27 protein-coding genes and 1 pseudogene are annotated in these 23719 nt (G+C 66.6%); 8 read left to right on the top strand and 20 right to left on the bottom strand.

Annotated elements, in window-relative coordinates; translation table 11 throughout:
- Positions 1-33: 33 nt before the first annotated feature.
- The gene (locus VL129_RS06700) at positions 34-1215 is read right to left on the bottom strand and encodes an acyl-CoA dehydrogenase (RefSeq protein WP_325411346.1); all 1182 of its coding nucleotides are present in this window, start codon (positions 1213-1215) and stop codon (positions 34-36) included.
- A gap of 226 nt (positions 1216-1441) precedes the next feature.
- Positions 1442-2284 (bottom strand): MFS transporter, encoded by an 843-nt coding sequence (locus VL129_RS06690; RefSeq protein ID WP_325411343.1) that lies wholly within the window; start codon positions 2282-2284, stop codon positions 1442-1444.
- On the opposite strand from VL129_RS06690, the pseudogene VL129_RS17145 reads away from it, so the two are divergent.
- A pseudogene (locus VL129_RS17145) lies at positions 2187-2414 on the top strand (hypothetical protein); the annotation flags it as partial. The gene VL129_RS06690 and the pseudogene VL129_RS17145 overlap by 98 nt on opposite strands.
- A 75-nt stretch (positions 2415-2489) precedes the next feature.
- Here VL129_RS17145 and VL129_RS06680 read toward each other — a convergent pair.
- The 11 genes from VL129_RS06680 to VL129_RS06630 form a co-directional block, all read right to left on the bottom strand.
- Positions 2490-2702: a cold-shock protein gene (locus VL129_RS06680; protein ID WP_325411341.1), complete on the bottom strand. Its 213-nt coding sequence runs from the start codon at positions 2700-2702 to the stop codon at positions 2490-2492.
- 598 nt (positions 2703-3300) lie between these two features.
- Positions 3301-3579 carry a helix-turn-helix transcriptional regulator gene (locus tag VL129_RS06675; protein ID WP_325411339.1) on the bottom strand — a complete coding sequence of 93 codons (279 nt, stop codon included), beginning with the start codon at positions 3577-3579 and terminating at the stop codon, positions 3301-3303.
- A 255-nt stretch (positions 3580-3834) separates the two neighbouring features.
- Positions 3835-5415: a glutamine-hydrolyzing GMP synthase gene (gene guaA, locus VL129_RS06670; RefSeq protein WP_325411337.1), complete on the bottom strand. Its 1581-nt coding sequence runs from the start codon at positions 5413-5415 to the stop codon at positions 3835-3837.
- Between the two features lie 95 nt (positions 5416-5510).
- On the bottom strand, positions 5511-6980 hold the full coding sequence (guaB, locus tag VL129_RS06665) for an IMP dehydrogenase (RefSeq protein ID WP_325411335.1): 1470 nt from the start codon (positions 6978-6980) through the stop codon (positions 5511-5513).
- A gap of 84 nt (positions 6981-7064) precedes the next feature.
- Complete coding sequence (locus VL129_RS06660) at positions 7065-7502, bottom strand: MarR family transcriptional regulator (protein WP_325411333.1); 438 nt, start codon at positions 7500-7502, stop codon at positions 7065-7067.
- Between the two features lie 63 nt (positions 7503-7565).
- The gene (locus VL129_RS06655; protein ID WP_325411331.1) at positions 7566-8570 is read right to left on the bottom strand and encodes a DUF2804 domain-containing protein; all 1005 of its coding nucleotides are present in this window, start codon (positions 8568-8570) and stop codon (positions 7566-7568) included.
- Positions 8571-8605: 35 nt separating this feature from the next.
- Entirely contained in the window at positions 8606-9799 is a 1194-nt protein-coding gene (locus VL129_RS06650; protein ID WP_414705153.1) for a GGDEF domain-containing protein, read from the bottom strand.
- Positions 9800-9922: 123 nt separating this feature from the next.
- Positions 9923-10723: an SMC-Scp complex subunit ScpB gene (scpB, locus tag VL129_RS06645; protein WP_325411327.1), complete on the bottom strand. Its 801-nt coding sequence runs from the start codon at positions 10721-10723 to the stop codon at positions 9923-9925.
- Entirely contained in the window at positions 10720-11430 is a 711-nt protein-coding gene (locus VL129_RS06640; protein ID WP_325411411.1) for a segregation and condensation protein A, read from the bottom strand. The genes scpB and VL129_RS06640 overlap by 4 nt, the downstream gene beginning before the upstream one ends.
- A 121-nt stretch (positions 11431-11551) precedes the next feature.
- The gene (locus tag VL129_RS06635; protein WP_325411326.1) at positions 11552-12181 is read right to left on the bottom strand and encodes an L-threonylcarbamoyladenylate synthase; all 630 of its coding nucleotides are present in this window, start codon (positions 12179-12181) and stop codon (positions 11552-11554) included.
- Positions 12182-12195: 14 nt separating this feature from the next.
- Entirely contained in the window at positions 12196-13059 is an 864-nt protein-coding gene (locus VL129_RS06630; protein ID WP_325411409.1) for a PHP domain-containing protein, read from the bottom strand.
- Between the two features lie 65 nt (positions 13060-13124).
- Between VL129_RS06630 and VL129_RS06625 the strand changes: the two genes are divergently transcribed.
- The 5 genes from VL129_RS06625 to VL129_RS06605 all read left to right on the top strand — a co-directional run bounded on the left by VL129_RS06625 (position 13125) and on the right by VL129_RS06605 (position 16645).
- Positions 13125-13715 (top strand): septation protein A, encoded by a 591-nt coding sequence (locus tag VL129_RS06625; protein ID WP_325411324.1) that lies wholly within the window; start codon positions 13125-13127, stop codon positions 13713-13715.
- Between the two features lie 2 nt (positions 13716-13717).
- A complete protein-coding gene (locus tag VL129_RS06620) occupies positions 13718-14002 on the top strand; it encodes a YciI family protein (protein ID WP_325411407.1) in 285 nt (94 codons plus the stop codon).
- Between the two features lie 4 nt (positions 14003-14006).
- Complete coding sequence (locus VL129_RS06615) at positions 14007-14693, top strand: response regulator transcription factor (RefSeq protein WP_325411322.1); 687 nt, start codon at positions 14007-14009, stop codon at positions 14691-14693.
- Between the two features lie 111 nt (positions 14694-14804).
- Entirely contained in the window at positions 14805-15248 is a 444-nt protein-coding gene (locus VL129_RS06610; protein WP_325411319.1) for a Spy/CpxP family protein refolding chaperone, read from the top strand.
- A 68-nt stretch (positions 15249-15316) separates the two neighbouring features.
- The gene (locus VL129_RS06605; RefSeq protein WP_325411317.1) at positions 15317-16645 is read left to right on the top strand and encodes a sensor histidine kinase; all 1329 of its coding nucleotides are present in this window, start codon (positions 15317-15319) and stop codon (positions 16643-16645) included.
- A gap of 6 nt (positions 16646-16651) precedes the next feature.
- On the opposite strand, the gene cobT is transcribed toward VL129_RS06605, so the two are convergent.
- The 7 genes from cobT to ttcA all read right to left on the bottom strand — a co-directional run bounded on the left by cobT (position 16652) and on the right by ttcA (position 22472).
- A complete protein-coding gene (gene cobT, locus VL129_RS06600) occupies positions 16652-17740 on the bottom strand; it encodes a nicotinate-nucleotide--dimethylbenzimidazole phosphoribosyltransferase (protein ID WP_325411315.1) in 1089 nt (362 codons plus the stop codon).
- Between the two features lie 178 nt (positions 17741-17918).
- On the bottom strand, positions 17919-18434 hold the full coding sequence (locus VL129_RS06595; RefSeq protein WP_325411313.1) for a C40 family peptidase: 516 nt from the start codon (positions 18432-18434) through the stop codon (positions 17919-17921).
- Positions 18435-18616: 182 nt separating this feature from the next.
- Positions 18617-19234 (bottom strand): C40 family peptidase, encoded by a 618-nt coding sequence (locus VL129_RS06590; protein ID WP_325411311.1) that lies wholly within the window; start codon positions 19232-19234, stop codon positions 18617-18619.
- Between the two features lie 125 nt (positions 19235-19359).
- Complete coding sequence (locus tag VL129_RS06585) at positions 19360-20031, bottom strand: DNA-3-methyladenine glycosylase I (protein WP_325411309.1); 672 nt, start codon at positions 20029-20031, stop codon at positions 19360-19362.
- Between the two features lie 95 nt (positions 20032-20126).
- Positions 20127-21188, bottom strand: a complete 1062-nt coding sequence (locus tag VL129_RS06580; RefSeq protein WP_325411307.1) for a 3-deoxy-7-phosphoheptulonate synthase — start codon at positions 21186-21188, stop codon at positions 20127-20129.
- Between the two features lie 273 nt (positions 21189-21461).
- The gene (locus tag VL129_RS06575) at positions 21462-21584 is read right to left on the bottom strand and encodes a hypothetical protein (protein WP_325411305.1); all 123 of its coding nucleotides are present in this window, start codon (positions 21582-21584) and stop codon (positions 21462-21464) included.
- A gap of 63 nt (positions 21585-21647) precedes the next feature.
- Entirely contained in the window at positions 21648-22472 is an 825-nt protein-coding gene (ttcA, locus tag VL129_RS06570; protein ID WP_325411303.1) for a tRNA 2-thiocytidine(32) synthetase TtcA, read from the bottom strand.
- A gap of 149 nt (positions 22473-22621) precedes the next feature.
- On the opposite strand from ttcA, the gene VL129_RS06565 reads away from it, so the two are divergent.
- Both VL129_RS06565 and VL129_RS06560 read left to right on the top strand, forming a co-directional pair.
- Complete coding sequence (locus VL129_RS06565) at positions 22622-23218, top strand: DNA-J related domain-containing protein (RefSeq protein ID WP_325411301.1); 597 nt, start codon at positions 22622-22624, stop codon at positions 23216-23218.
- Between the two features lie 116 nt (positions 23219-23334).
- Positions 23335-23719 (top strand): Yip1 family protein (locus VL129_RS06560; protein ID WP_325411299.1); only part of this gene is annotated, 385 nt, incomplete at its 3' end.

Raw genomic sequence — 23719 nt, 5'->3', positions numbered from 1 at the left:
CCCCCCGGCGACGGAGCCGCAGCGCCGGCACCGTTAGCAGAACGCCTGGATGCCGGTCTGCGCGCGGCCGAGGATCAGCGCATGGATGTCGTGGGTGCCCTCGTAGGTATTCACCACTTCCAGGTTGACCAGGTGCCGCACGATGCCGAACTCGTCGCTGATGCCGTTGCCGCCGAGCATGTCGCGGGCCAGGCGGGCGATATCCAGCGCCTTGCCGCAGCTGTTGCGCTTCATCAGCGAGGTGATTTCCACCGCCGCGGTGCCCTCGTCCTTCATCCGCCCCAGGCGCAGGCAACCTTGCAGCGCCAGGGTGATCTCGGTCTGCATGTCGGCGAGCTTCTTCTGGATCAGTTGGTTGGCCGCCAGGGGACGGCCGAACTGCTGGCGATCCAGCACATACTGACGCGCGGTGTGCCAGCAGTCTTCGGCGGCGCCCAGTGCGCCCCAGGCGATGCCGTAGCGCGCCGAGTTCAGGCAGGTGAACGGGCCCTTCAGGCCGCGCACGTCGGGGAAGGCGTTTTCTTCCGGGACGAACACGTTGTCCATGACGATCTCGCCGGTGAGCGAGGCGCGCAGGCCAACCTTGCCGTGGATCGCCGGCGCGCTCAGGCCTGGCCAGCCCTTCTCCAGCACGAAGCCGCGGATCTCGCCGGCGTCGTCCTTGGCCCATACCACGAACACATCGGCGATCGGGCTGTTGGTGATCCACATCTTGTTGCCGGTCAGCCGGTAGCCGCCGTCGACCTTTCGGGCGCGGCTGATCATCGAACCCGGATCGGAACCGTGGTTCGGCTCGGTCAGACCGAAGCAGCCGATGAATTCGCCGCTGGCCAGCCTGGGCAGGTACTTCTGCCGGGTGGCCTCGTTGCCGAACTCGAAGATCGGCACCATCACCAGCGAGGACTGCACGCTCATCATCGAGCGATAGCCGGAATCGACGCGCTCGACTTCCCGGGCGATCAGCCCGTAGCACACGTAATTCAGGCCGCTGCCGCCGTAGGCTTCCGGAATGGTCGCGCCGAGCAGGCCGGTCGCCCCCATTTCGCGGAAGATCGCCGGGTCGGTCCGCTCGTGGCGGAAGGCTTCCAGCACGCGCGGCGCCAGCTTGTCGGTGGCGAACTGCGCGGCGCTGTCGCGCACCATGCGCTCCTCTTCGCTGAGTTGCTGGTCGAGCAGCAGCGGGTCTGCCCAGTTGAAGCGTGCCTTGTCGGCCATGGGGAATTCTCCGGTCTTGTTGTGAGCGGTGTTCGAGGGCGATGGCGCCGCGGGTCGTCGAAGACTACGCCGAGTTGCCTGGCGCCGCCCAGCATCTGGGCGGCGAACGCCTCGTTGATGGCGATCAGGTCCAGCTCCGCCAGCATCAAGCCGGCGCGCCGCAGGGCCTAGCCGGCACCGGGCCAAGGCCCGTCAGCCGAGGCTCTACGCCAGCCAGCAGGGGGCGTCAGGTGATCGGCGGCTTCCGGCGCCGAAGCGCGCGGATCGGGGAGGCCGGCACGCGAGCCACCGGATCGCGGCAGTCGGGCAGCGGTCGCGACGGTCTGAGGCCAAGCCAGGCCAGAGACAATCCCGCCAGGACGAGCCAGGGCAGCAGCACAAGGTTCATCTCCATCCAGCCCAGCGCTTGCAGCAAGCCACCGGCACTGAACGAGCAGGCCAGCCCGATAACGAAGATCGTCATGTCGTTGATGGCCTGTGCCCGCGCCCTTTCATTCGGCGCGTAGGTGCTGGTCAGCAGTGTGGTGCCGCCGATGTACAGGAAGTTCCAGCCCACGCCGAGCAGGATTAGCGCGCTGGCGAAGGAGCCGAAGCCCATACCGCTCAGGGTGGTGAGAATGTGGCCGAGCAACAGCAGTATCCCGGCGGCCATGACGCGCAGTACGCCGAAACGTGCAATGAGCGAACCGGTGAAGAAGGACGGCAGGAACATGCCCAGCACATGCAGCTGGATAACGGTCGCGGCCGTGGCCAGTTCATGTTCGGCATGCAGCATGGCGATCGGCGTGGCGGTCATCGCCAGGATCATGACGCCGTAACCCGTGGCCGCGCCGAACAGCGCGACCAGATAGGCCGGCTGCAGAACAATCCGCGCTGTCGGCCGCCCGCCGCCTGCCAGCACTGCGGCGGTCGCCGATGCCGGGACGTGGAAACCCAGCAGGACACCGCTGGCGATCAGCGAGACCACTGCGATGATCAGGAACGAACCCAGGTATTCCGGATGCAGCAACGGCCCGCCCAGACGCGCCAGCAGGGGACCGGCCAACGCGGCGACCACGCCGCCGGCCATGACCCGCTTCTCGCGCCTCTGGGTGGCCGAACATCACAACATGGAAGGCATCGCCAGTTCGGCGACCGCCGTGCTCTATCCGGGGCGCATCGAGCTGGGCCTTGGCCGCGCACCGGGGGGCCGACCCGCAGACCGCCCAGCAGGGTCCAGTTTATTCCAGACAAAAAAAAGCCCCGCATTGCGGGGCTTTTTTGCATCAGGCGTCTTAGTTGACTTGAACCTGATCAGCCTGCATCCCTTTCTGGCCTTTGGCCGGCACGAAAGAGACGGATTGGCCTTCGCTCAGGCTTTTGAAGCCTGCGCTTTCGATTGAGCGGTAGTGAACGAACAGGTCGGCGCTGCCATCAGCCGGGGTGATGAAGCCGAAACCTTTCTCATCGTTGAACCACTTGACGGTGCCAGTTTGACGAGTAGACATGGTGTATCTCCGGGGTAAATTAAGACTGCGACGCTGAAACATTCAGGCCGAGACTGAGAAGTCAACAGCAAAACGAACCAGGGAGATGAGGCGTTGAACCATCAAACTGTGTATCGAAGTGGCAATTGCAAAGCAGTGAGGCGAATATACGCTAATTCCTGAAAATGTATAGTTTTATTTTCTTCGCAGGTTTTCCGGAAATAAATAAACGCTTACTGGTTAGATTATGATTCAACAATTAACACGCAAGCTGTTGATTCTATACGACTATTTGGGGAGACGCGGAAAACCCATTTTCCGTCGCCCCCACGCAGGCGTGAGCCCAGGTGCTGCGGGCCTTGTGGATTCCCGTCTGCGTGGGAATGACGGCTTTTTCAGAGTTTCCTTAAGAAATGAATACTTCCAGTCTGCTCAGTGCGTCGCACTAGATCCACACGAAACCCTGAGCGATTCACCACGTAGTTCGCTGAGGAATTATCAAGGCAAGGCCCGCACGGCGGGCCGTCGGTGACCAGCTCGATAGCGCCCACATAGGCGCGCTGCGGCAGCTCCTGGGCTTGGAACAGGCGCACAGTAAGGGCGCCGAACTTCTCGATCCTCACCCGCCGCCGCTCGGCCACGGCTCGACTTGCGCAGCGACACGTCCGGCGCGCGGGCTGGGCTGGGCTGGGCTGGGCTGGGCTGGGCTGGCAGGGTTGACCATGCACTGATCCAGCCAGGCATCGACTTCGGCCTCGAACCACACGGCGCAGCGCGGCGTCAGCATGAAGTGCTGCGGGAACTCGCCGCGCTTCTCTAGGTTGTAGATGGTGGTGGCCGACAGGCCGGTTTTCGCCAGGATTTCGGGGCGGCGGATGGCGCGCTTGATCGGCTGCATGTGTCGTACTCCGTGGCTGATAGGAATTGAACGACACGGATATTTCCCCCTCTGCCCGTACAAAGTCGTCGGTGCGATTTGTTGCGGACTCAATCCTGCGCTTGAGCTGGTGTTGAAACCACCGCCAGATCGACCGGCCCCAGCCGGTGTTTACCGATGATGGTTAGTGAACGACAGAAACACAAAGGCCCCTGCATTTACAGGGGCCTCAGCGTATTTCACGAATGACGTTGAACGGTAAAAAACGCTACCTCATCATTCCCACTCGATGGTGGCCGGCGGCTTGCTCGACACGTCGTAGGTGACGCGGGAGATGCCTTCGATTTCATTGATGATGCGGTTGGAGACCTTCTCCAGCAGCTCGTAGGGCAGGTGCGCCCAGCGCGCGGTCATGAAGTCGATGGTTTCCACGGCGCGCAGGGCGACGACCCAGGCATAGCGACGGCCGTCACCGACCACGCCGACCGATTTCACCGGCTGGAACACCACGAAGGCCTGGCTGGTCTTGTGGTACCAGTCGAAGTTGCGCAGTTCCTCGATGAAGATGTGGTCGGCGCGGCGCAGCAGGTCGGCGTATTCCTTCTTCACCTCGCCGAGGATGCGCACGCCCAGGCCCGGGCCGGGGAACGGGTGGCGGTAGACCATGTCGTAGGGCAGGCCCAGCTCCAGGCCGATCTTGCGCACCTCGTCCTTGAACAGCTCGCGCAGCGGCTCGACCAGCTTGAGCTTCATGTCCTCGGGCAGGCCGCCGACGTTGTGGTGGCTCTTGATCACGTGGGCCTTGCCGGTCTTGGCGCCGGCCGACTCGATCACGTCCGGGTAGATGGTGCCTTGGGCGAGGAACTGGATGTTGTCCAGCTTGCCGGACTCCTCGTCGAACACCTCGATGAAGGTGCGACCGATGATCTTGCGCTTCTGCTCCGGGTCGCTGACGCCGGCCAGGCCACCGAGGAACTTGGCCTCGGCGTTGGCGCGGATAACCTTGACGCCCATGTTCTCGGCGAACATGGCCATCACCTGGTCACCCTCGTGCAGACGCAGCAGGCCGTTATCGACGAACACGCAGGTCAGCTGATCGCCGATGGCCTTGTGCAGCAGCGCGGCAACCACCGAGGAGTCCACGCCGCCGGACAGGCCGAGCAGCACGTTGGCGTCGCCGACCTGGGCGCGCACCTGGGCGATGGCGTCCTCGACGATGTTGGCCGGAGTCCACAGCGCCTCGCAGCCACAGATGTCGAGAATGAAGCGCGACAGGATGCGACCGCCCTGCTTGGTGTGGGTCACTTCCGGGTGGAACTGCACGCCGTAGTAGGCGCGCGCGTCGTCGGCCATGGCGGCCAGCGGGCAGCTCGGGGTGCTGGCCAGCATGTGGAAGCCTTCCGGCAGCTGGGTGACCTTGTCACCGTGGCTCATCCACACGTCCAGGCCGAGCACGCCATCGGCGTCCACATGGTCCTCGATGCCGTCCAGCAGGCGGCTCTTGCCGACCACGTCGACGCGGGCGTAGCCGAATTCACGCAGGTCGGAACCTTCCACCTTGCCGCCCAGCTGTTCGGCCATGGTCTGCATGCCATAGCAGATGCCGAACAGCGGCACGCCCAGGTCGAACACCGCCTGCGGCGCGCGCGGGCTGTCGGCTGCATGCACCGACTCCGGGCCGCCGGCGAGGATGATGCCGCGCGGGTTGAAGGCGCGAATCGCCTCGTCGCTCATGTCGAACGGGTGCAGTTCGCAGTACACGCCGATCTCGCGCACACGGCGGGCGATCAGCTGGGTGTACTGGGAACCGAAGTCCAGGATCAGGATCCGGTGGGCGTGGATGTCAGGATGAGCCATGGGGCATTTCTCGTGAGTATTCGCAAATGACAAGGGGCTGATTCACCCAGCCCCTGTGTTTCATTGACCTGTTGCGCTGCGCCGCAGCGCGGCGTTTAGCCGACGCGGTAGTTCGGCGCTTCCTTGGTGATCTGCACGTCGTGCACGTGGGACTCGGCCATGCCGGCACCGGTGATGCGCACGAACTGCGGACGGCTGCGCATGGTGTCGATGTCGGCGCTGCCGGTGTAACCCATGGAGGCGCGCAGGCCACCCATCAGCTGGTGGATGATGGCGGACAGGGCGCCCTTGTAGGGCACGCGGCCTTCGATGCCTTCCGGCACCAGCTTCTCGGCGCCGGCGGAAGAGTCCTGGAAGTAGCGGTCAGAGGAACCCTGGGCCTGGGCCATGGCGCCCAGCGAGCCCATGCCACGGTAGGCCTTGTAGGTACGGCCCTGGAACAGTTCGGTTTCGCCCGGCGCTTCTTCGGTGCCGGCAAACATCGAGCCCATCATCACGGCATTGGCGCCAGCGGCGATGGCCTTGGACAGGTCGCCGGAGAAGCGGATGCCGCCATCGGCGATCATCGGCACGCCAGTGCCCTTGAGGGCGGCGGACACATTGGCCACGGCGCTGATCTGCGGCACGCCGACGCCAGCGACGATGCGGGTGGTGCAGATGGAGCCCGGGCCGATGCCGACCTTGACGCCGTCGGCGCCGGCTTCGACCAGCGCCAGGGCGGCTTCGGCGGTGGCGATGTTGCCGCCGATCACCTGCAGCTCCGGCAGGTTCTGCTTGACCCAGCGCACGCGCTCGAGCACGCCACGGGAGTGGCCGTGGGCGGTGTCCACCACCACCACGTCCACGCCGACGGCGGCCAGGGCGCGGATACGTTCTTCGGTGTCGGCACCGGTGCCGACGGCGGCGCCGACGCGCAGGCGACCCTGCTCGTCCTTGGAGGCCAGCGGATAGGTCTTGGCCTTTTCCAGGTCACGGAAGGTGACCAGGCCGCGCAGGTTGAAGCTCTCGTCGACCACCAGCATCTTCTCGATGCGGTTCTCGTACAGCTTGGCGCGGATCTCTTCCAGCGGCGTGCCTTCCAGGACGGTGACCAGCTTGTCCTTGGGGGTCATGATCGCGGCGACGTTGTCACCGGCGTTCGGGGTGAAGCGCAGGTCGCGGCCGGTGACGATGCCGACCAGCTCGTTGCCCTTGACCACCGGGAAGCCGGAGAAGCCGTACTCGCGGGCCTTGGCCAGCAGTTCGCTGATCTTGGTTTCCGGGGTGACGGTGGCCGGGTCGCGCACGATGGCGGTCTCGTGGCGCTTGACCTTGCGCACCTCGGCAGCCTGCTGCTCGATGCTCATGTTCTTGTGGATGATGCCGATGCCGCCTTCCTGGGCCATGGCAATGGCCAGGCGCGCCTCGGTGACGGTGTCCATTGCCGCGGAAACCAGCGGAATGTTCAGCTCGATGCCGCGAGTCAGATGGGTCTTGAGGCTGACATCCTTGGGCAGCACCTCGGAATAACCGGGGATCAGGAGGACGTCGTCGAAAGTCAGGGCTTCTTGGCTGATGCGCAGCATGGCGGGGGCTCCCAGGCGGGAAATTTCGGAAGCGCGGCATTATACGCGTGCCGGAGCCAAGCGCTCAACGCGCAATGCACTCGTTCAGTTCAGCGCCTGCAGATTGCCCAGGATGCGCCGGTGCACCTGCTGGCACAGCTGCAGGTCGGCGGGGTCGATGCCGGCCAGCAACTGGCCGCGCAATTCGTCGGCGATGCGCTGGATGCGCTGGATCAGCGGCAGCGCCTGTTCGCAGAGCATCACCCGCTTGGCGCGGCGGTCTTCCGGCGCCTCCAGGCGCTGCACCAGCCCCTGGCCTTCCAGGCTATCGAGCAGACGGGCCAGGGTCGGCCCCTCGATGCCGACGCTCTGCGCCAGCTGGCTCTGGGTCGGCGCCGAGTCGAAGCGCGACAGGTGCAGCAACACCAGCCAGCGCGCCTGGGACAGACCGAGGTCGGCCAGCCGGCGGTCCAGCTCGGCGCGCCAGGAGCGGGAAAGCTGGGTGAGCAGCATGGCGAAGGTGTGTTGATCGAACTGGCTCATGATTCTTGTAGTTAAGCTAACCATTAGTGGGCTAAATATACGCCAGGGCGGCGCGGCGCGCCGTCACCACTTCGCATAGTGGTCTTCCACGAAGCCCCAGAGGTTGTCGATGGGTACGGCCGGCCGGCCCGGCGGGCACAGCCGGCCGCTGAAACAGCCATAAACCTGCTTGAAGTTGCTGGCCAGCAGCAGCGCGTTGACCCGTTCGGCGTGCAGGCCGCGCCCCTCGAAGCGCAGCTCGACCCGACCGTCGCCGGAGTGGATACGCCAGGGCGCCAGCGGCTGGTCGCGGTCGAAGGCGAAACGCACCCCGCCCACCGGGTACAGCTCGCCGTCCAGCCAGAAGCAGTTTTCGCTGAAACTGGTTTCGTTGACGCCGCAGGACAGATTGAGGCCGACCCGCAGGCCCTGCGCCTCGCCGGACAGACAGGCCCAGTTCCAGCAGGTTTCCGGACGCATATAGCCGGCCGACCAGTCGTGATGGGCGAAGCAGTCCAGCGCGCGCAGGTTGAACTCGCCGAGCGGGCTGCGCACCCGCCCTTCGCAGCGCACGCCGGCCACCTTGCGGGCATACACCCAGCCGGTCGGACCGGTGGGCGTGCAGATGTGCATCGGCTGGAAGGCCTGTTCGTCGAAGGCCGCCTCGATACGCAAACCGTCGTCGAGGCTGACCTCGAGACGCTTCACGCTCCCCCGGTTGTCCATGCGCAGCCGGTTGCCGCGCCAGCTCAGCTCGCAGACACCGTCATCCGGCGCCTGCGAGAAGCGCGTACCCAGGCCCAGCGGCAGACGGAACTGGCGGACCACACGCCGCCCGCTGGCCGGATGGTAGAGGTAGACAAAACCCGCACCGAGAAGGCTCAGATCGGCCAGCGCGCAACCGCCGATCAGCTCCTCGCTGATCAGGCCGAAGTACTGGAACTGGTGAAAGCGCCGCCAGCGGGCCAGCGCGCCGAGGCGCCGGCCCATGGGCGAGCGCAGGTCGAAGTCGCGATGATTGATCAGCGCCGGACCCCGGGGAAAGATGCCGATCCTGGGCTGACCGTCGGCCTGTATCAGGCGCTCCATGGCATCCAAACCTCCCGGCGGCGTGCATCCATGCATCAGGCGTCCTGCTGGAACGCTTCGCGGTCCAGATCGACTTCCGGCCCCACCTCGAGCCGGTCGCTGGCCATCACCACACGGTCGCGACCGCCTGCCTTGGCGCGGTACAGCGCCTGGTCGGCCCGCACATACAGCTCATCGATGGAACGCAGGATGTCGCAGCTGACGATGCTGATCCCGCCCACCGACAGGGTCACCACCCCGGACGGCGAGGCCGCGTGCTCAATGGCCAGATTGCGCAGGCGCGCGCACAGTGTCTCGGCCCGTTCGCGGGCGTCGTCGGCGTTGCTGCCATACAGCAGCAGGGCGAATTCCTCGCCACCCAGGCGTACCGCCATGTCCAGCGGCCGGCGCGCGGCATCCTCGAACAGGAAGGCCACGCGCTGCAGGGTCTCGTCGCCGGCCTGGTGGCCATAGCAGTCGTTGTAGCGCTTGAAGTGATCGATATCGCCCAGCAGCATCGCCACCGGCTGGCCCTCGCGCTGGCTCTGCCGCCACAGGGTGTCCAGATGGCGGTGGAAGCTGCGCCGATTGTGCAGGCCGGTCAGGCTGTCGCGGTCGGCCAGCTGGCGCAGCAGGCGCCGAATGAGGAACTGTTCGCGGGACTTGTATTCGAGCTGATAGCAGCCGGCAGCGCCGATCAGGTTGCCGAACAGCAGGTACAGCAATTGCGAAAGCAGGTTGGTCTGGGTGCCGATGGTCAGCTCCAGCCCGGCGTAGACGAGCACGATGCCCAGCGATACACCGATCGCCTCGGGCAGGCGCATGCCGGCGAGAAAATAGCTGCCCAGGCAGATGAGCAGCAGACCTTCGGAGGGATAGCCGGGATAGACCCACTGGGCCAGCACCACCACCACCGCGGAGCCGACGCCCATGCCCAGCACGCACGCCAGCGTGAGCGGGCTGAGCAGGCGGCTGTGACGCCGCTGCAGCACCAGGGCGACGCAGGCCAGCAGCAGCACCAGCATGGCGGCGCGCACCCCGATCACCCACCAGAGCACCGGCGGCGCGATGAAGCGGAAATCCAGGGCGCCCTGCACCAGCAGGATCAGCACGCAGAGGAGTAGCGCAACGCGGCGCAACGCGAAGGTGTGGTCAAGCTGATAACGCCGGTACTCCGCTTCCAGTTCGGCGGCAAAGTTTAAGCGGCGAAAGCCCTGGTTCAGCTGGTCCGAGTAGGGATTGGCCAGCATGTCCTCGAGTCGCAAGCGCAACGTGTTGCTCAATTGTCGTCGTTCCCTGATCCATCAATCCGCGCCACCCTAACGCCCCGGATGACTGACTGCAATATGACATCATTACGTGTCAAAAGCCCGTCACAAAAGCACCTCGGCGCCAGAATCGAACGAGGGGTCGTCGCCCTCCTCGTCCCCTGCCGCCGCTTCCACTTCCTCTTCGAGCAGATCGTCGAAGTCGGTCTTCAGGCCCAGCTCCATTTCATCCAGCTCGGCCAGCAGGGTGCGGAAGCTGACCTCACTGGCCGGCGGCAGGCCGTCCTCGTCCACCGCCAGGCCATCGGCGCGCGCCTGCAGCCCGGCCGGCACCGGCAGATCGTCGTCCTGCACCGGCAGCGGCTCCGGTTCCATGGCGCGCAGCTCGGCCAGTGGCGGCAGACCGTCGAGGCCGCTCAGGTTGAAGTGATCCAGGAAGGCCTTGGTGGTGGCCAGCATCGCCGGCCGGCCGGGCACCTCGCGGTAGCCGACCACCCGGATCCACTCGCGTTCCTGCAGGGTCTTGATGATCTGGCTGCTGACCTGCACGCCGCGTATGTCCTCGATTTCGCCGCGGGTGATCGGCTGACGGTAGGCAATCAGCGCCAGGGTTTCCAGCAGCGCGCGGGAATAGCGCTGCGGGCGCTCCTCCCACAGGCGGCCGACCCACGGGGCGAAGCGCTCGCGCACCTGCAGGCGATAGCCGCTGGCGACTTCCTTCAGCTCGAAGGCGCGCCCTTCGCAGCGCTGGCCGAGCACCTCCAGCGCCGCACGCAGCTGCACGGCGTCCGGGCGCTCGACCTCGTCGAACAACTCGCCCAGGCGCTCCAGCGACAGCGGTTTGCCGGCAGCCAGCAGCAGCGCTTCGAGCAGAGTGGCCAGATCGTTCGGGTCGGACAGGTTCATACTTGCTCGGCCTCGGCGCGGACACGGACGTGGATGGGGGCGAAGGGTTCGTTCTGCACCAGCTCGACCAGGGATTCCTTGATGAGTTCGAGGATGGCCATGAAGGTCACCACCACGCCCAGGCGGCCTTCCTCGATGCGGAACAGCTGGCCGAACGGCACGAAGTGACCCTCACGCAGGCGCTCCAGCACTTCGCTCATGCGCTCGCGGGTGGACAGCGCCTCGCGGGTCACCTGGTGGCTTTCGAACATGTCGGCGCGGCGCAGCACCTCGGCCATGGCCAGCAGCAGCTCGGACAGCTCGACCTGAGGCAGCAGGGTGCGTGCGCGCGCCTGCGGGGCGTCCAGGCGCGGCACGTGCAGGTCGCGGCCCAGGCGCGGCAGCTCGTCGAGGTCCTCGGCGGCCGCCTTGAAGCGCTCGTACTCCTGCAGGCGGCGGATCAGCTCGGCGCGCGGGTCGTCCTCGTCGTCGTCTTCCTCGCTGGAGCGCGGCAGCAGCATGCGCGACTTGATCTCGGCGAGCATGGCGGCCATCACCAGGTACTCGGCGGCCAGCTCCAGGCGCGCGACCTTCATCAGCTCGACGTAGCCCATGTACTGGCGGGTGATTTCCGCCACCGGGATGTCGAGGATGTCGATGTTCTGCTTGCGGATCAGGTAGAGCAGCAGGTCCAGCGGCCCCTCAAAGGCTTCGAGGAACACCTCCAGGGCATCCGGCGGGATGTACAGATCCTGAGGCATCTCGGTGACGGCCTCGCCGTACACCAGCGCCAGCGGCAGCTGCTCCGGAACGGGGATGGCGGCCTGCGCCTCGATCGACGTCATGGCGTCAGGCGGTTTCCAGGAACGGCTCGGGATCGCCACAGCCGACCCGCGTCACTTCGGGGCGCTCGCCGGTCAGGTTGATCACCGTGGAGGCTTCCAGGCCGCCGAAGCCGCCATCGATGATCAGGTCCACGTGATGTTCCAGCAGGCCGCGCATGTCGTAGGGATCGCTGAGCGGCAGGTCCTCGTCGGGCATGATCAGGCTCACCGACATCAGCGGCGCACCCAGCTCGCGCAGCAGCGCCTGGGCAATCGGGTGCGCCGGCACGCGCAGGCCGATGGTACGGCGCTTGGGGTGCAGCAGCATGCGCGGCACTTCGCGGGTGGCGTCGAGGATGAAGGTGTAAGGCCCGGGGGTGTGTATCTTCAGCAGGCGGAACGCGCCGGTGTCCACCTTGGCGAAGATGCCGAGCTGCGAGAGGTCGCAGCACACCAGGGTGAAGTTGTGCTTGTCGTCCAGCCGGCGCAGGCGACGAATGCGCTCCAGCGCGCCCTTGTCACCCAACTGGCAGCCCAGCGCGTAGGAGGAATCGGTCGGATAGACGATCACCCCGCCGGCACGCAGGATTTCCGCCGCCTGTTTGATCAGGCGCGGCTGGGGATTCTCCGGATGGATCTGGAAAAACTGGCTCATGACCTCTCCCTTGCTCAATGCACGGCCCTGGGCGGACTGTCGCTGAAACGCAGCCACAACGGCAACAGGTCTTCCGGCAGAGGGCGATAAAGTCCCAGCTCGGCCCACTGGGCCGGGGCATGGAAGTCGCTGCCGACGCTGGCCAGCAGACCGAATTCGCGGGCCAGGATGGCCAGACTGCCGACCTGCTCGGCCGGCTGCAGGCCATTGACCACTTCCAGCGCCTGGCCGCCGGCGGCGATGAACTCGCTGACCAGTCGGCGCCGCTTGCTGCGCGTGAAGTCGTACTGGCGCGGGTGAGCCAGGCTGACCCAGGCACCGGCGGCACGCAAGGTGGCCACCGTCTGTTCCAGGCTCGGCCAGTGCTGTTTGACGTCGCCCAGCTTGCCGGCGCCCAACCACTTGCGAAACGCCTCGGAACGGTCACGCACATGCCCGGCGCGCAGCAGGAATTCGGCGAAATGCGGACGCCCCGGGGCATTCTGGGCATCGCCCAGTTCCTGCTGGACGGCCCGGGCGCCTTCCAGCGCGCCGGGCATGCCCTTGGCCGCCAGGCGCCGGGCGATCTCCTCGGCCCGACTCCAGCGCGCCAGGCGCAGTTCCTCCAGGGCCGCGCACAGCGCCGGCGCCTGGGGATCGAAGCCGTAGCCCAGCACATGGATGGTGGCGCCACCCCACAGGCAGGACAGTTCCACGCCGTTGACGAAGCGCATGCCCAGCCGCTCGGCGGCGGCGCGGGCTTCCTCCAGGCCATCCAGGGTGTCGTGATCGGTTAGGGCCAGCAGCCCCACGCCGCAGGCATGGGCGCGCGCCACCACATCGGCGGGCGGGAACACGCCGTCGGAGGCGGTGCTGTGGCAGTGCAGATCGACCTTCAGGGGGCCGCTTTCGCATTCAGTCATGTTTGTTATTATGCCGCGTCATCCCGCGCCTGGCTGCCACTGTGAAACAACTGATTGATTTCATTCCGCTGATCCTGTTCTTCATCGTTTACAAGATGGACCCGCGCACCGTCGAACTGGCCGGCCAGAGTGTCGAACTCGGCGGCATCTTCAGCGCCACCGGCGTGCTGATCGCCAGCTCGGTGATCGTCTACGGCCTGCTCTTCGTGCAGCAGAAAAAACTGGAGAAGGGCCAGTGGTTGACCCTCCTCGCCTGCCTGGTGTTCGGTGGCATGACGCTGGCCTTCCACAGCGAGACCTTCCTGAAATGGAAGGCGCCGGTGGTCAACTGGCTGTTCGCGGTCGCCTTCGCCGCCACGCATTTCATCGGCGACCGCCCGCTGGTGCAGCGCATCATGGGTCACGCGATCAGCCTGCCGCGGCATCTGTGGGTGCGCCTGAACCTGGCCTGGGTGGTGTTTTTCCTGATCAGCGGCTTCGCCAACCTGTTCGTGGCCTTCACCTTCCATGACATCTGGGTGGACTTCAAGGTCTTCGGCAGCCTGGGCATGACCCTGCTGTTCCTGGTCGGCCAGGGCATCTTCCTGGCGCGCCACCTGCAACACGATGCCCCCAAGCAGGGCGAGGAATGAACATGCTGTACGCCATCATCGCCACCGACGCGCCTGGCACCCTGGAACAGCGCCTGGCCGCCCGCCCGGCCCATCTGGCGCGCCTGCAACAGCTGAAGGACGAGGGTCGCATGGTGCTGGCCGGCCCGCATCCGGCCGAGGGTGGCGAAGGCTTCACCGGCAGCCTGGTGGTCGCCGAGTTCGACTCCCTGCAGGCCGCGCGTGACTGGGCGGCCGCCGATCCCTACCGGGATGCGGGCGTGTACGCCGACGTCATCGTCAAGCCGTTCAAGCAGGTCTTCCCCTGACACCATGAGCCAGGTGTTGCTGATCGACGACGACCAGGAGCTCTGCGAGCTGCTGGCCAGTTGGCTGCGCCAGGAAGGCTTCGAGGTGCGCGCCTGCCATGACGGGCAGAGCGCCCGCGCGGAACTGGCGCAGAACGCGCCCGCCGCCGTGGTGCTGGACGTGATGCTGCCCGACGGCAGCGGCCTGGAGCTGCTCAAGCAGCTGCGCAGCCGGCATGCCGAGCTGCCGGTACTGATGCTCTCGGCGCGCGGCGAACCGCTGGACCGTATTCTCGGCCTGGAGCTGGGCGCCGACGATTACCTGGCCAAGCCCTGCGATCCCCGCGAACTGACCGCCCGCCTGCGCGCGGTGCTGCGCCGCAGCGTGGCGCCGAGCGCGCCCAGCCAGCTGGAGCTGGACGACCTGACCTTCAGCCCCGCGCGCGGCGTGGCACGCATCGGCGAGCACGAGGTCAGCCTGACGGTATCCGAAGGCCGGCTGCTCGGAGCCCTGCTCGCGCAGCCGGGCGAGCCACTGGATAAACAGGAACTCGCCCAGCTGGCCCTCGGCCGCAAGCTGACCCTGTACGACCGCAGCCTGGACATGCACGTCAGCAACCTGCGCAAGAAACTCGGCCCGCACCCGGATGGCAGCCCGCGCATCCTCGCGCTGCGCAGCCGGGGCTACTACTACGCCCGCCAGCCCCACTGATCGCGCGGGCTTCCTTTACCCAGGCTTTACCGTCGGCTGACCGCGCCTGACCTTCACATCCTTAGACTGAGCTCATCCGGAATCGCCGGAACGACTGAAGAGGATGTACTCATGCGCAAGACTCTCGCTGCCCTGCTGATCGCCGCCGCCCTCCCCGCCGCCGCCCTGGCCATGCCCGGCCCGTCGGCCCCCTGCGGCCCGGAGGCCATGCAAGGCATGCAACACAAGGGCTTCCACGGCAAGCATGACGGCGGCATGCGCGACCTGGACCTGACCCGTGAACAGCGCCGCGAGATCGGCCGCATCATGGGCGAGCAGCACAAGGCCCATCGGGAAATCCACCAGCGCTACCTGGACAAGCTGCCGCAGAAGGAGCGCGAGGCCATGCAGAAGGAAATGCGCGACAACCGCGACAAGCGCCAGCAGGAAGTCCGCAAGCTGCTGACGCCCGAACAGCAGAAGCGCTTCGACGAGATGCGCAAGACCATGGACGAGCGCCAGGCCGAATGGAGCGAGTTCCAGGAGTGGAAGGCCGACAAGGCCAAAGCCCAGTAATATCCACCACCAACCGTAACGCCGGTCAGGTCGCAGCCTGACCGGCATTTTTGCTTCCGGAGAATACCGTGCGCTCGATCTTCTGGCGAATCCTGGCGAGCTTCTGGCTGGCCCTGGCCCTGGTGGCCGGCCTGTCGCTGCTGCTGGGCCGCACCCTGAATCAGGATTCGTGGATCCTGGCGCGCCATCCGGTGGTCAAGGATCTGGCCGAACGCTGGACCGCCGTCTATGAGCAGCAGGGCGCCGAGCAGGCCCGCCAGCTCCTCGACGCCGTGCGCCGCGAGCATCGCATCGACGTGCAGGTGTTCGGCGATGGTGGCGAGCCGCTGTTGCAGGGCACCGCGCCACGCCGCGCCATGGCGCCGGACGGGCCGCGCGCCCGCCATCCGCACCTGCCGTGGCGCCGGCTGGGCACCGATTACACCAGCCCGGACACGGGCGACACCTACCTGTTCCTCTACCGCATCCCCCACACCGAACTGGCCGCCTGGCATCGCGACAGCCTGCTCTGGCCGCTGAGCGCGCTGGGCATCGCCCTGGTGGTGCTCACCCTGTTCAGCCTGCTGCTGACCCTGGCCATCAGTCGCCCGCTCAATCGTCTGCGCAGCGCCGTGCATGACCTGGGCCAGACCAGCTACCAGCAGCACAGCCTGGCGGCGCTGGCGGCGCGCCGGGACGAATTCGGCAAACTGGCCGGCGACTTCAACCGCATGGGCGAACGCCTGCAGGGACTGATCAGCAGCCAGCGCCAGCTGCTGCGCGACGTATCCCACGAGCTGCGCTCGCCGCTGGCGCGGCTGCGCATCGCCCTGGCGCTGGCCGAACGCGCGGACGAACCGGAGCGGGCGAGACTCTGGCCACGCCTGAACCAGGAATGCGACCGCCTGGAGGCCTTGATCAGCGAGATCCTGGCGCTGGCCCGCCTGGACAGCAATCCCGGCGCCAGCCATGCCATCGACATCGCCGAGCTGCTCGGCCGCCTGCGCGAGGACGCGCGGCTGGCGGCGCCCGATCAGCCGATCCGTCTGGACGTGGAAAGCGGCTTGCACCTGCAGGGCTGGCCGGACATGCTGGAGCGGGCGGTGGACAATCTGCTGCGCAACGCGCAGCGCTTCAGCCCGCCCGACCAGCCCATCGAGGTGCGCGCCGAGCGGCGCCAGAATCGCTTGCTGCTCAGCGTGCGCGACCACGGGCCGGGCGTTTCCGAGGAGCACCTGGATCAGCTCGGCGAGCCGTTCTTCCGGGCGCCGGGACAGACCGCCGCTGGCTACGGACTGGGCCTGGCCATGGCCCGCCGGGCTGCGGAACGCCACGGCGGTCAGCTGCTGCTGGCCAACCATGCCGAGGGCGGCTTCATCGCCACTCTCGACCTGCCGCTCACCGACAGCCCGGAATAAATCGGATCAGCCGCCGACCCGCCGCGTCGGCGCGGACTCTTCCGGCGCCGCCATGTGCTTCAGGCCGTCATCCAGGCTGGCCAGCTCGGCGTGCAGCGCGCACGCCGCCTGCAGCATGGGCACCGCCAGGGCGGCACCGCTGCCGTCGCCGAGCAGCAGATCCAGCTGCAACAACGGCTCGGCCTGGAGCGCATCCAGCAACCAGTGGTGGCCCGGCTCGGCGGTGCAGTGGGAGAACAGCAGCCACGGGCGGCAACGGGGATTGAGGCGGGTGGCCAGCAAGGCGGCGACGGTACTGACGAAGCCGTCCACCAGCACCGGCACGCCCAGCTGGGCGCAACCCAGGTAGGCGCCGGTCAGCGCCGCGATCTCGAAACCGCCCAGGCTCTGCAGCAACCCCAGGGGACTCTCCAGCACCGCCTGGTGACGCTCCAGCGCCGCTTCGATCAGCGTGCGCTTGCGCGCCACGCCGGCGGCATCCAGGCCGCAGCCCGGACCAACCATCAGCTCCGCCGGACAGCCGAGCAGGGCGCAGGCCAGGGCACTGGCCGAGGTGCTCGAACCCACCCCGAGGGCACCCCCGATGAACAGATCGAGATTGGCGGACAGGGCCCGCCCGGCCGCTTCGCGCCCGGCTTCCAGCGCGACCAGGCATTGCGCCGGCGTCATGGCATCCTCGGCAAGGAAGTTGCGCGTGCCGGCGGCCAGTTGCAGGTGGCGCACCCCGGGCAGATCGGCCGGTTGACGCACCGTGCCCAGATCGACGATATCCAGCGAGGCATTCAGCCGGCGGGCCAGGATGGACAGCGCCGACACGCCCTCGGCGATGTTGCCGAGCATCATGCCGGTCACCGCGCGCGGCACGGCCGACACGCCGACCTCGGCCACGCCATGATCGGCGACGAACAGGTAACAGCCCAGGCGGGACAGGTGAGGCATCTCCCTCCCCTGCTGGGCGGCGAGTCGAATCAGGAAGGGTTCCAGCCGGCCGAGGGCGCGGACGGGCTTGAGCTGGCGGCGCTGGCGCTCGGTGGCCTTGCGCAGGGCGACATGGTCCAGAGACTGGCAGGGTTCCTGCCACCAAAACAGGCTCATGAGGCGGCTCCTTGTGGTGCTCGCGGCCAGCCGCGAACATATCCCTTACTTCCGTGCTTCATCCGGAGAGGCCCTGATATAGGGCCCTGTACGGAACGTTAACGGACGGCATTATAGGGGCGCTCAGTAGGGAAAACCGCCTAAATGGCGACGAAAATGGTCAATCTTTGGTAGTACTTCAGCGATGTGCCAGTCCTTTGTCGTCAATAAGTCGTTTTGCGCCGACATAAGCCTTGTCCCAATAACGATTGGACAGGCTGTCCAGGCGCACCGTGCCACCGGACGACGGCGCATGCACGAAACGTCCCTCGCCCACATAGATCCCCGCATGACTGACCTTGCCCCAGCCGCTGGTGGCGAAGAACAGCAGATCGCCCGGCTGCAGGGCCTTGCGCTTGACCGCAGGAACGCCCAGCTCGCCCAGCTGCCGTGTGGTGCGCGGCAGCAGGATGCCGGCGGCGTCCTTGTAGACAAAACCGATCAGACCGCTGCAATCGAAGCCGCTTTCCGGCGTGTTGCCACCCCAGCGGTACGGCGTGCCCACCAGGCCGATGGCGCGAAACAGCACATCGCTGGGCTGCGCCGAGGCCGCACGCGCGGTGTAGACCACGCCGGAATCCGGCTGATGGGAGGAACAGGCAGCCAGCAGGCCGAACAGGACAGGCCAGAGCAGTAGACGGACTGCGGTGGACATGGCGGGCTCCTCGGGTGAGAGAGCCATCACTTTGCCCAGTGTTGCCGCCGAGAGCAACCCGGGCCGATCCGCACGGCGTTGGTGCAGGCAGGCGCCCTGATCGGGCGTGCCAAAGCTCGCGACTGAAGTCGCTCCTACAATTCTCGCCCTGCGCGGCCTGGTAGGAGCGGCTTCAGCCGCGATCAGCGCTCCAGCCGGGCCAGATTCAGGGGTTGTGGCGCGATGTCCAGCACACGCTTGGCCTGCAGGTAGCGCGGCGCCCAGTAACCCTGGTCCAGCCGATCCACCCGCACGCCGCTGCGGCGGCTGGCCGAATGGATGAAGCGGTTGTCGCCGATATAAATGCCGGCGTGATCGACCCGCCCCTTGCGGCGGGTGCTGAAGAACACGATGTCGCCAGGCTCCAGCGCATCGCGCGCGACCTTCGGCGCGTCGTAGCGAATCATCTGGCGCGTGGAGCGCGGCAGGTCGACGCCGGCCTCGTTGCGAAACAGGTAGCCGATGAACCCGCTGCAATCGAAACCGCTCTTGACCGTGGTACCGCCGTACCGGTAACGGGTGCCGACCAGCTGGAAGCCGCGTTCCAGCAGGCGCTCCACTTGGTGTTCCTGACGGCGTTGCTCCAGGGCCGCCTGCCGCGCGGCCTCAAGCTCGGACTCCAGGTCCGCCAGACGGACATGGGCTTCACTCAGACTCGTTCGCTCCTGCGCCGCGGAGTTCCGCTGGGCAGGCGTGGAGGCACAGCCGACGAGCAGCGCGGCGAGGGCCAGGGGCACGAGGGTAGCAAGGCGGTTGGGCATGGCTCGATCGTGTCGCGAAGGGAACAATTCGCGGGACTATGCCTAGCCAGGGATCGATTTTCAAAACCTATCGATCAACGGTATTTGACCGCAGCGTGTAGCAAAAAATGGCGAAATTGCACGACTCAGTGATTGACGGTATAGGCCAGCATCATGGACAGCTGGCACAGCGGCCGGCCACTCTCGGCCCGCCAGGCGTTGAAGGCGGTCTGCACCGCCGCCAGGTCGCGCTGGCTGCTTGGCGCCTTGTCGACGATGCCCTGTGCCTTGAGCGCGGCCACCACGTCCTCGCTGGGAATGAAGCTGTCCTTGCCGACCATGCGCAGCAGACGCGGCGCGGACAGCCCGCCCAACTGATTGCCGTGCTTGGCCAGATAACGCCACAGGCCGACGATGTCCTCGCCCGGCCAGTCGGCGAGAAAGGCGCCAAAACTGCCATGCTCGGCCGCCACGTCGAGAATCATCTGCGCGTTGCGCGGCACGCTGGCCAGCTTGCCCGGGTGGCGAATCAGCCGGGCATTGCCCATCAGCCGCTCCAGATGCTCGGCGCCCATCAGCACCACCTTCTGCGGCACGAAGCCGAAGAACGCCTCTTCGAAGGCCGGCCACTTGGCGTCCACCAGGCTGTGCTTGAGGCCGGCGCGGAAGATGCGCAGGCTGATCTGCGACAGGTAGCGGTCGTCCGGCACGGCGCGCAGCGCCTCGGCAGTGGCCGGAACCGGTAGCCGCGCCTCCAGCGCCTCGGCCGAGCCGAAGCGGTTGAGGCAGTATTCGTGAAGCCAGCGGTAGTCACGCATGGGCAAGGAATCCTTGAGGAGCGAAGCGGCGCACAGGGTGCCCCGTCCGCTCCGTTGCGGCAACCGCACGAGGCGAACGCGGCTCCGCAGGGTGGTCAACCACGTAGGCGGCTGGCCGTCTCGCGCAGCAACTGCTCGGTGCCGTTCCAGCCCAGGCAGCCATCGGTGATGGATACGCCATAGCGCAGCTCGCCGGACAGCGGCTGGCAGCCGTCGAACAGGTGGCTTTCCAGCATGACGCCACGCAGCGTGCGGTCGCCGGCCAGGCGCTGCGTCAGCACTTCCGCCAGCACCGCCGGCTGGCGCAGCGGGTCCTTGCCGCTGTTGGCATGGCTGCAGTCGATCATGATGCGCGGCGCGATGCCCTGCTTCTCCAGTGCGGCGCGCGCCGCCGCGACGCTGGCCACATCGAAGTTGGGGCCGGCATGCCCGCCGCGCAGCACCAGGTGGGTGTCGGGATTGCCGGCGGTTTCCACCAGCGCCGGGTGCCCCAGCTCGTCGATGCCGAAATGACGGTGCGCATGGGCCGCCGAGCGCATGGCATCGCAGGCGATGCCCAGGCTGCCGTCGGTGCCGTTCTTGAAACCCACCGGCAGGTCGAGGCCGCTGACCAGTTCGCGGTGAATCTGCGACTCGCTGGTGCGCGCACCGATGGCCGCCCAGGCCAGCAGGTCATCGAAGTAGCCCGCCACCAGCGGCTGCAGCAGTTCGGTGGCGAGCGGCAGGCCCAGCGCCAGCATGTCCAGCATCAGGCGACGCGACAGCTGCAGCCCATCGCCCATGGCGTGACTGCCATCCAGATGCGGATCGTAGGCCAGCCCCTTCCAGCCGACCGTGGTGCGCGGCTTTTCCATGTAGGCGCGCATCACCAGCAGCAGCTGGTCGCCCACTTCGGGCGCCAGATCGGCCAGGCGCCGGGCGTAATCCAGGGCCGCGGCGGGATCGTGGATGGAACAGGGGCCGACCACCACCAGCAGGCGCGGATCGCGGCCATCGAGGATCGCGCGAACGGCCTGGCGCTGATCGTGCACACGGGCGGCCAGGGCGGCTTCCAGCGGCAGGCGCTGGCGCAGCAGGGCGGGAGAAGGCAGGGGTTGGGCGATGCGTCGCGCGGCGACGGCAGGCTGGAGTGCGGCGAGTTGGGCGGAAGCGTTCATCTGGCAAATTCCTTGTGTGTGCCGGCGGCGGAGCCGCCCGGCACTAGCGAGTCGATCGTTCGAGTGGTGTCAGCGCGGCGGCGACACGGCTAAATCGCCAGAAGGCACGGGTGTAGCGGTAAGCGGTGTGATAGCGGTACATGCGGTGATCCTCGGATACATGAAACGGCCTTTTGGGCCCGAAAAAACAAAACCCCCGGTCGGGTGGCCGACCGGGGGTTCTTGTGAAACGTTGCGGTAGGCGACCCTGTTTGCCGGGGCGCCTGCTGGGTATCAGACGCCGAAGTGGCTAAACCAATACCCGTAGAAGAAATAACCGGTCGCTTCGACCGCGCAGCCGCACGCCAGGGCACGCGGGGCGCCGAGCGAAGCGGAAGGTACGGTACGGTCGAGCATGGGTTGGATTCTCCGAAACGATGGGCTGGACCTTACTCCAATCCCGCGCTGCGCTTCAAGTTCTCAAATGCTCATCGCATCGATGAAGCGCGGCGTGGCGGTCTCGTCGATCTTCAGGGTCTTGAAGTCGTACAGGTTGCGGTCGGCCAGCTGCGAGGGCGCCACGTTCTGCAGGGCGCGGAACATCACTTCGGTACGCCCCGGGCTCTTGCGCTCCCAGTCCAGCAGCATCTCCTTGACCACCTGACGCTGCAGGTTTTCCTGCGAGCCGCACAGGTTGCACGGGATGATCGGGAATTCCTGCAGCTTCGCGTAGGCTTCGATGTCCTTCTCGCTGCAGTAGGCCAGCGGGCGGATCACCACGTTGCGGCCGTCGTCGGAGCGCAGCTTGGGCGGCATGGCCTTGAGGGTGCCGCCGTAGAACAGGTTGAGGAAGAAGGTTTCCAGGATGTCGTCGCGGTGGTGCCCCAGCGCCATCTTGGTGGCGCCGATCTCGTCGGCATAGGTGTACAGGGTGCCGCGGCGCAGGCGCGAGCACAGCGAGCAGGTGGTCTTGCCCTCCGGGATCTTCTCCTTGACCACCGAGTAGGTGTCCTTCTCGATGATGTGGTACGGCACGCCGATGGATTCCAGGTACTGCGGCAGCACGTGCTCGGGGAAGCCGGGCTGCTTCTGGTCGAGGTTCACCGCGACGATCTCGAAGCGGATCGGCGCCACCTTCTGCAGGTAGAGCAGGATGTCCAGCAGGGTGTAGCTGTCCTTGCCGCCGGACAGGCAGACCATGATCTTGTCGCCCTCCTCGATCATGTTGAAATCGGCGACCGCTTCGCCGACCAGCCGGCGCAGGCGTTTCTGCAGTTTGTTCTGGTTGACGGACAGCGTACCCATGATGCGTGGCAAATCCCGGCGAGTGGAAAGGGACGCGCATTTTACGCACAAAGCCGCCATTTCCCCAGCCCGACAGTCGGTCATCAACGGTGGCGCATTCCGGCCCTGTGCTAGGCTCCCCTGCACCCACGCCGCCCTGCCCGCCACCCATGACCGTCGACGCCTTCCCCGCCACCGACCTCAGCGATACCCTGCTCGGCCTGCTGCGCGCAGCACCGGGCGGCAGCAGCGAGTATCAGCTGATCCAGACCCTGCGCGCCGATGGCAATCCGCACCTGTCGCAGCGCTCGCTGCAGGACCCGCTGGTGCTGTTTCGCACCCATTTCCTGGTGTTCAACGCCCTGTATCGCCTGCGCGAACGACTCTGGCATGAGCAGGCCGGGCACCTGGAGATCAGCCCGCTGCGCATCCGCCTGCTGCCCTATCAGGCCGGCAGCCAGGGACTGAGCGAAAGCGACCCGTTGCGCGACTACTACCTGGACATGAACCAGTTGCACGCCACCACCGAGGCGGACGTGGAGCAGCTGCTGGACAGCTTCTGGAAGCGCCTGGACAGCGGCGGCGACCAGACCCGCGACGCGCTGCGCCTGTTCGAACTGGAGGAAGAGCCGGCGCTGGACCTGGCGCGCATCCGCCTGCGCTACCGCCAGTTGGTCAGCCGCCACCACCCGGACCGGGGTGGCAGCACCGAGCGCCTGCAGAGCATCAACGCCGCCATGGAAGTCCTCGAGCGCCATTACCACTGATCCGGATAAACGGGGGCCTCCGGTTGCCGTTTCGCCAGCCTTCCTATACTGCGACACAAGGTCGCACGCTGGCGGACAGCCACGGGAGACGACCCGCTACCGAGGAGGTGCAGGCCATGATCAATCATGTCTGGGGGCTGTTCACCCATCCCAACAGCGAGTGGCGCGAGATCCGCGGCGAGGAGCAGACCAGCCATCCGCGGCTGTATGCCCTGTTCGTGCTGGCGGCCATTCCGCCGATTTCCGCGTTCATCGGCACCACCCAGGTCGGCTGGGCCCACGGCAACGCGCCGGCGGTGCGGCTGACCGAAGCCAGCGCCCTGCCCCTGGCGGTGCTTTCCTACCTGGCCATGCTGATCGGTGTACTGGTGATGGGCTGGTTCATCCACTGGATGGCGCGCACCTACCATGCCAACCCGACCCTGCGTCAATGCGTGATGTTCGCCGCCTACACCGCCACCCCGCTGTTCATCGCCGGGCTGTCGGCGCTGTATCCCAGCC

It is taken from the genome of Pseudomonas sp., assembly GCF_035497915.1.
Classification (GTDB): Bacteria; Pseudomonadota; Gammaproteobacteria; order Pseudomonadales; family Pseudomonadaceae; genus Serpens.
The sequence above is the reverse complement of the archived record's forward strand: the minus strand, read 5'-3'. Positions and strand labels throughout refer to the sequence as shown.

Coding starts and splice junctions, on each gene's coding strand:
- VL129_RS06700 (WP_325411346.1), bottom strand. CDS start 1,215: ATGGCCGACAAGGCACGCTTCAACTGGGCAGACCCGCTGCTGCTCGAC.
- VL129_RS06690 (WP_325411343.1), bottom strand. CDS start 2,284: ATGGCCGGCGGCGTGGTCGCCGCGTTGGCCGGTCCCCTGCTGGCGCGT.
- VL129_RS06680 (WP_325411341.1), bottom strand. CDS start 2,702: ATGTCTACTCGTCAAACTGGCACCGTCAAGTGGTTCAACGATGAGAAA.
- VL129_RS06675 (WP_325411339.1), bottom strand. CDS start 3,579: ATGCAGCCGATCAAGCGCGCCATCCGCCGCCCCGAAATCCTGGCGAAA.
- guaA (WP_325411337.1), bottom strand. CDS start 5,415: ATGGCTCATCCTGACATCCACGCCCACCGGATCCTGATCCTGGACTTC.
- guaB (WP_325411335.1), bottom strand. CDS start 6,980: ATGCTGCGCATCAGCCAAGAAGCCCTGACTTTCGACGACGTCCTCCTG.
- VL129_RS06660 (WP_325411333.1), bottom strand. CDS start 7,502: ATGAGCCAGTTCGATCAACACACCTTCGCCATGCTGCTCACCCAGCTT.
- VL129_RS06655 (WP_325411331.1), bottom strand. CDS start 8,570: ATGGAGCGCCTGATACAGGCCGACGGTCAGCCCAGGATCGGCATCTTT.
- VL129_RS06650 (WP_414705153.1), bottom strand. CDS start 9,799: ATGCTGGCCAATCCCTACTCGGACCAGCTGAACCAGGGCTTTCGCCGC.
- scpB (WP_325411327.1), bottom strand. CDS start 10,723: ATGAACCTGTCCGACCCGAACGATCTGGCCACTCTGCTCGAAGCGCTG.
- VL129_RS06635 (WP_325411326.1), bottom strand. CDS start 12,181: ATGAGCCAGTTTTTCCAGATCCATCCGGAGAATCCCCAGCCGCGCCTG.
- VL129_RS06620 (WP_325411407.1), top strand. CDS start 13,718: ATGCTGTACGCCATCATCGCCACCGACGCGCCTGGCACCCTGGAACAG.
- VL129_RS06615 (WP_325411322.1), top strand. CDS start 14,007: ATGAGCCAGGTGTTGCTGATCGACGACGACCAGGAGCTCTGCGAGCTG.
- VL129_RS06610 (WP_325411319.1), top strand. CDS start 14,805: ATGCGCAAGACTCTCGCTGCCCTGCTGATCGCCGCCGCCCTCCCCGCC.
- cobT (WP_325411315.1), bottom strand. CDS start 17,740: ATGAGCCTGTTTTGGTGGCAGGAACCCTGCCAGTCTCTGGACCATGTC.
- VL129_RS06595 (WP_325411313.1), bottom strand. CDS start 18,434: ATGTCCACCGCAGTCCGTCTACTGCTCTGGCCTGTCCTGTTCGGCCTG.
- VL129_RS06590 (WP_325411311.1), bottom strand. CDS start 19,234: ATGCCCAACCGCCTTGCTACCCTCGTGCCCCTGGCCCTCGCCGCGCTG.
- VL129_RS06585 (WP_325411309.1), bottom strand. CDS start 20,031: ATGCGTGACTACCGCTGGCTTCACGAATACTGCCTCAACCGCTTCGGC.
- VL129_RS06580 (WP_325411307.1), bottom strand. CDS start 21,188: ATGAACGCTTCCGCCCAACTCGCCGCACTCCAGCCTGCCGTCGCCGCG.
- VL129_RS06575 (WP_325411305.1), bottom strand. CDS start 21,584: ATGCTCGACCGTACCGTACCTTCCGCTTCGCTCGGCGCCCCGCGTGCC.
- ttcA (WP_325411303.1), bottom strand. CDS start 22,472: ATGGGTACGCTGTCCGTCAACCAGAACAAACTGCAGAAACGCCTGCGC.
- VL129_RS06565 (WP_325411301.1), top strand. CDS start 22,622: ATGACCGTCGACGCCTTCCCCGCCACCGACCTCAGCGATACCCTGCTC.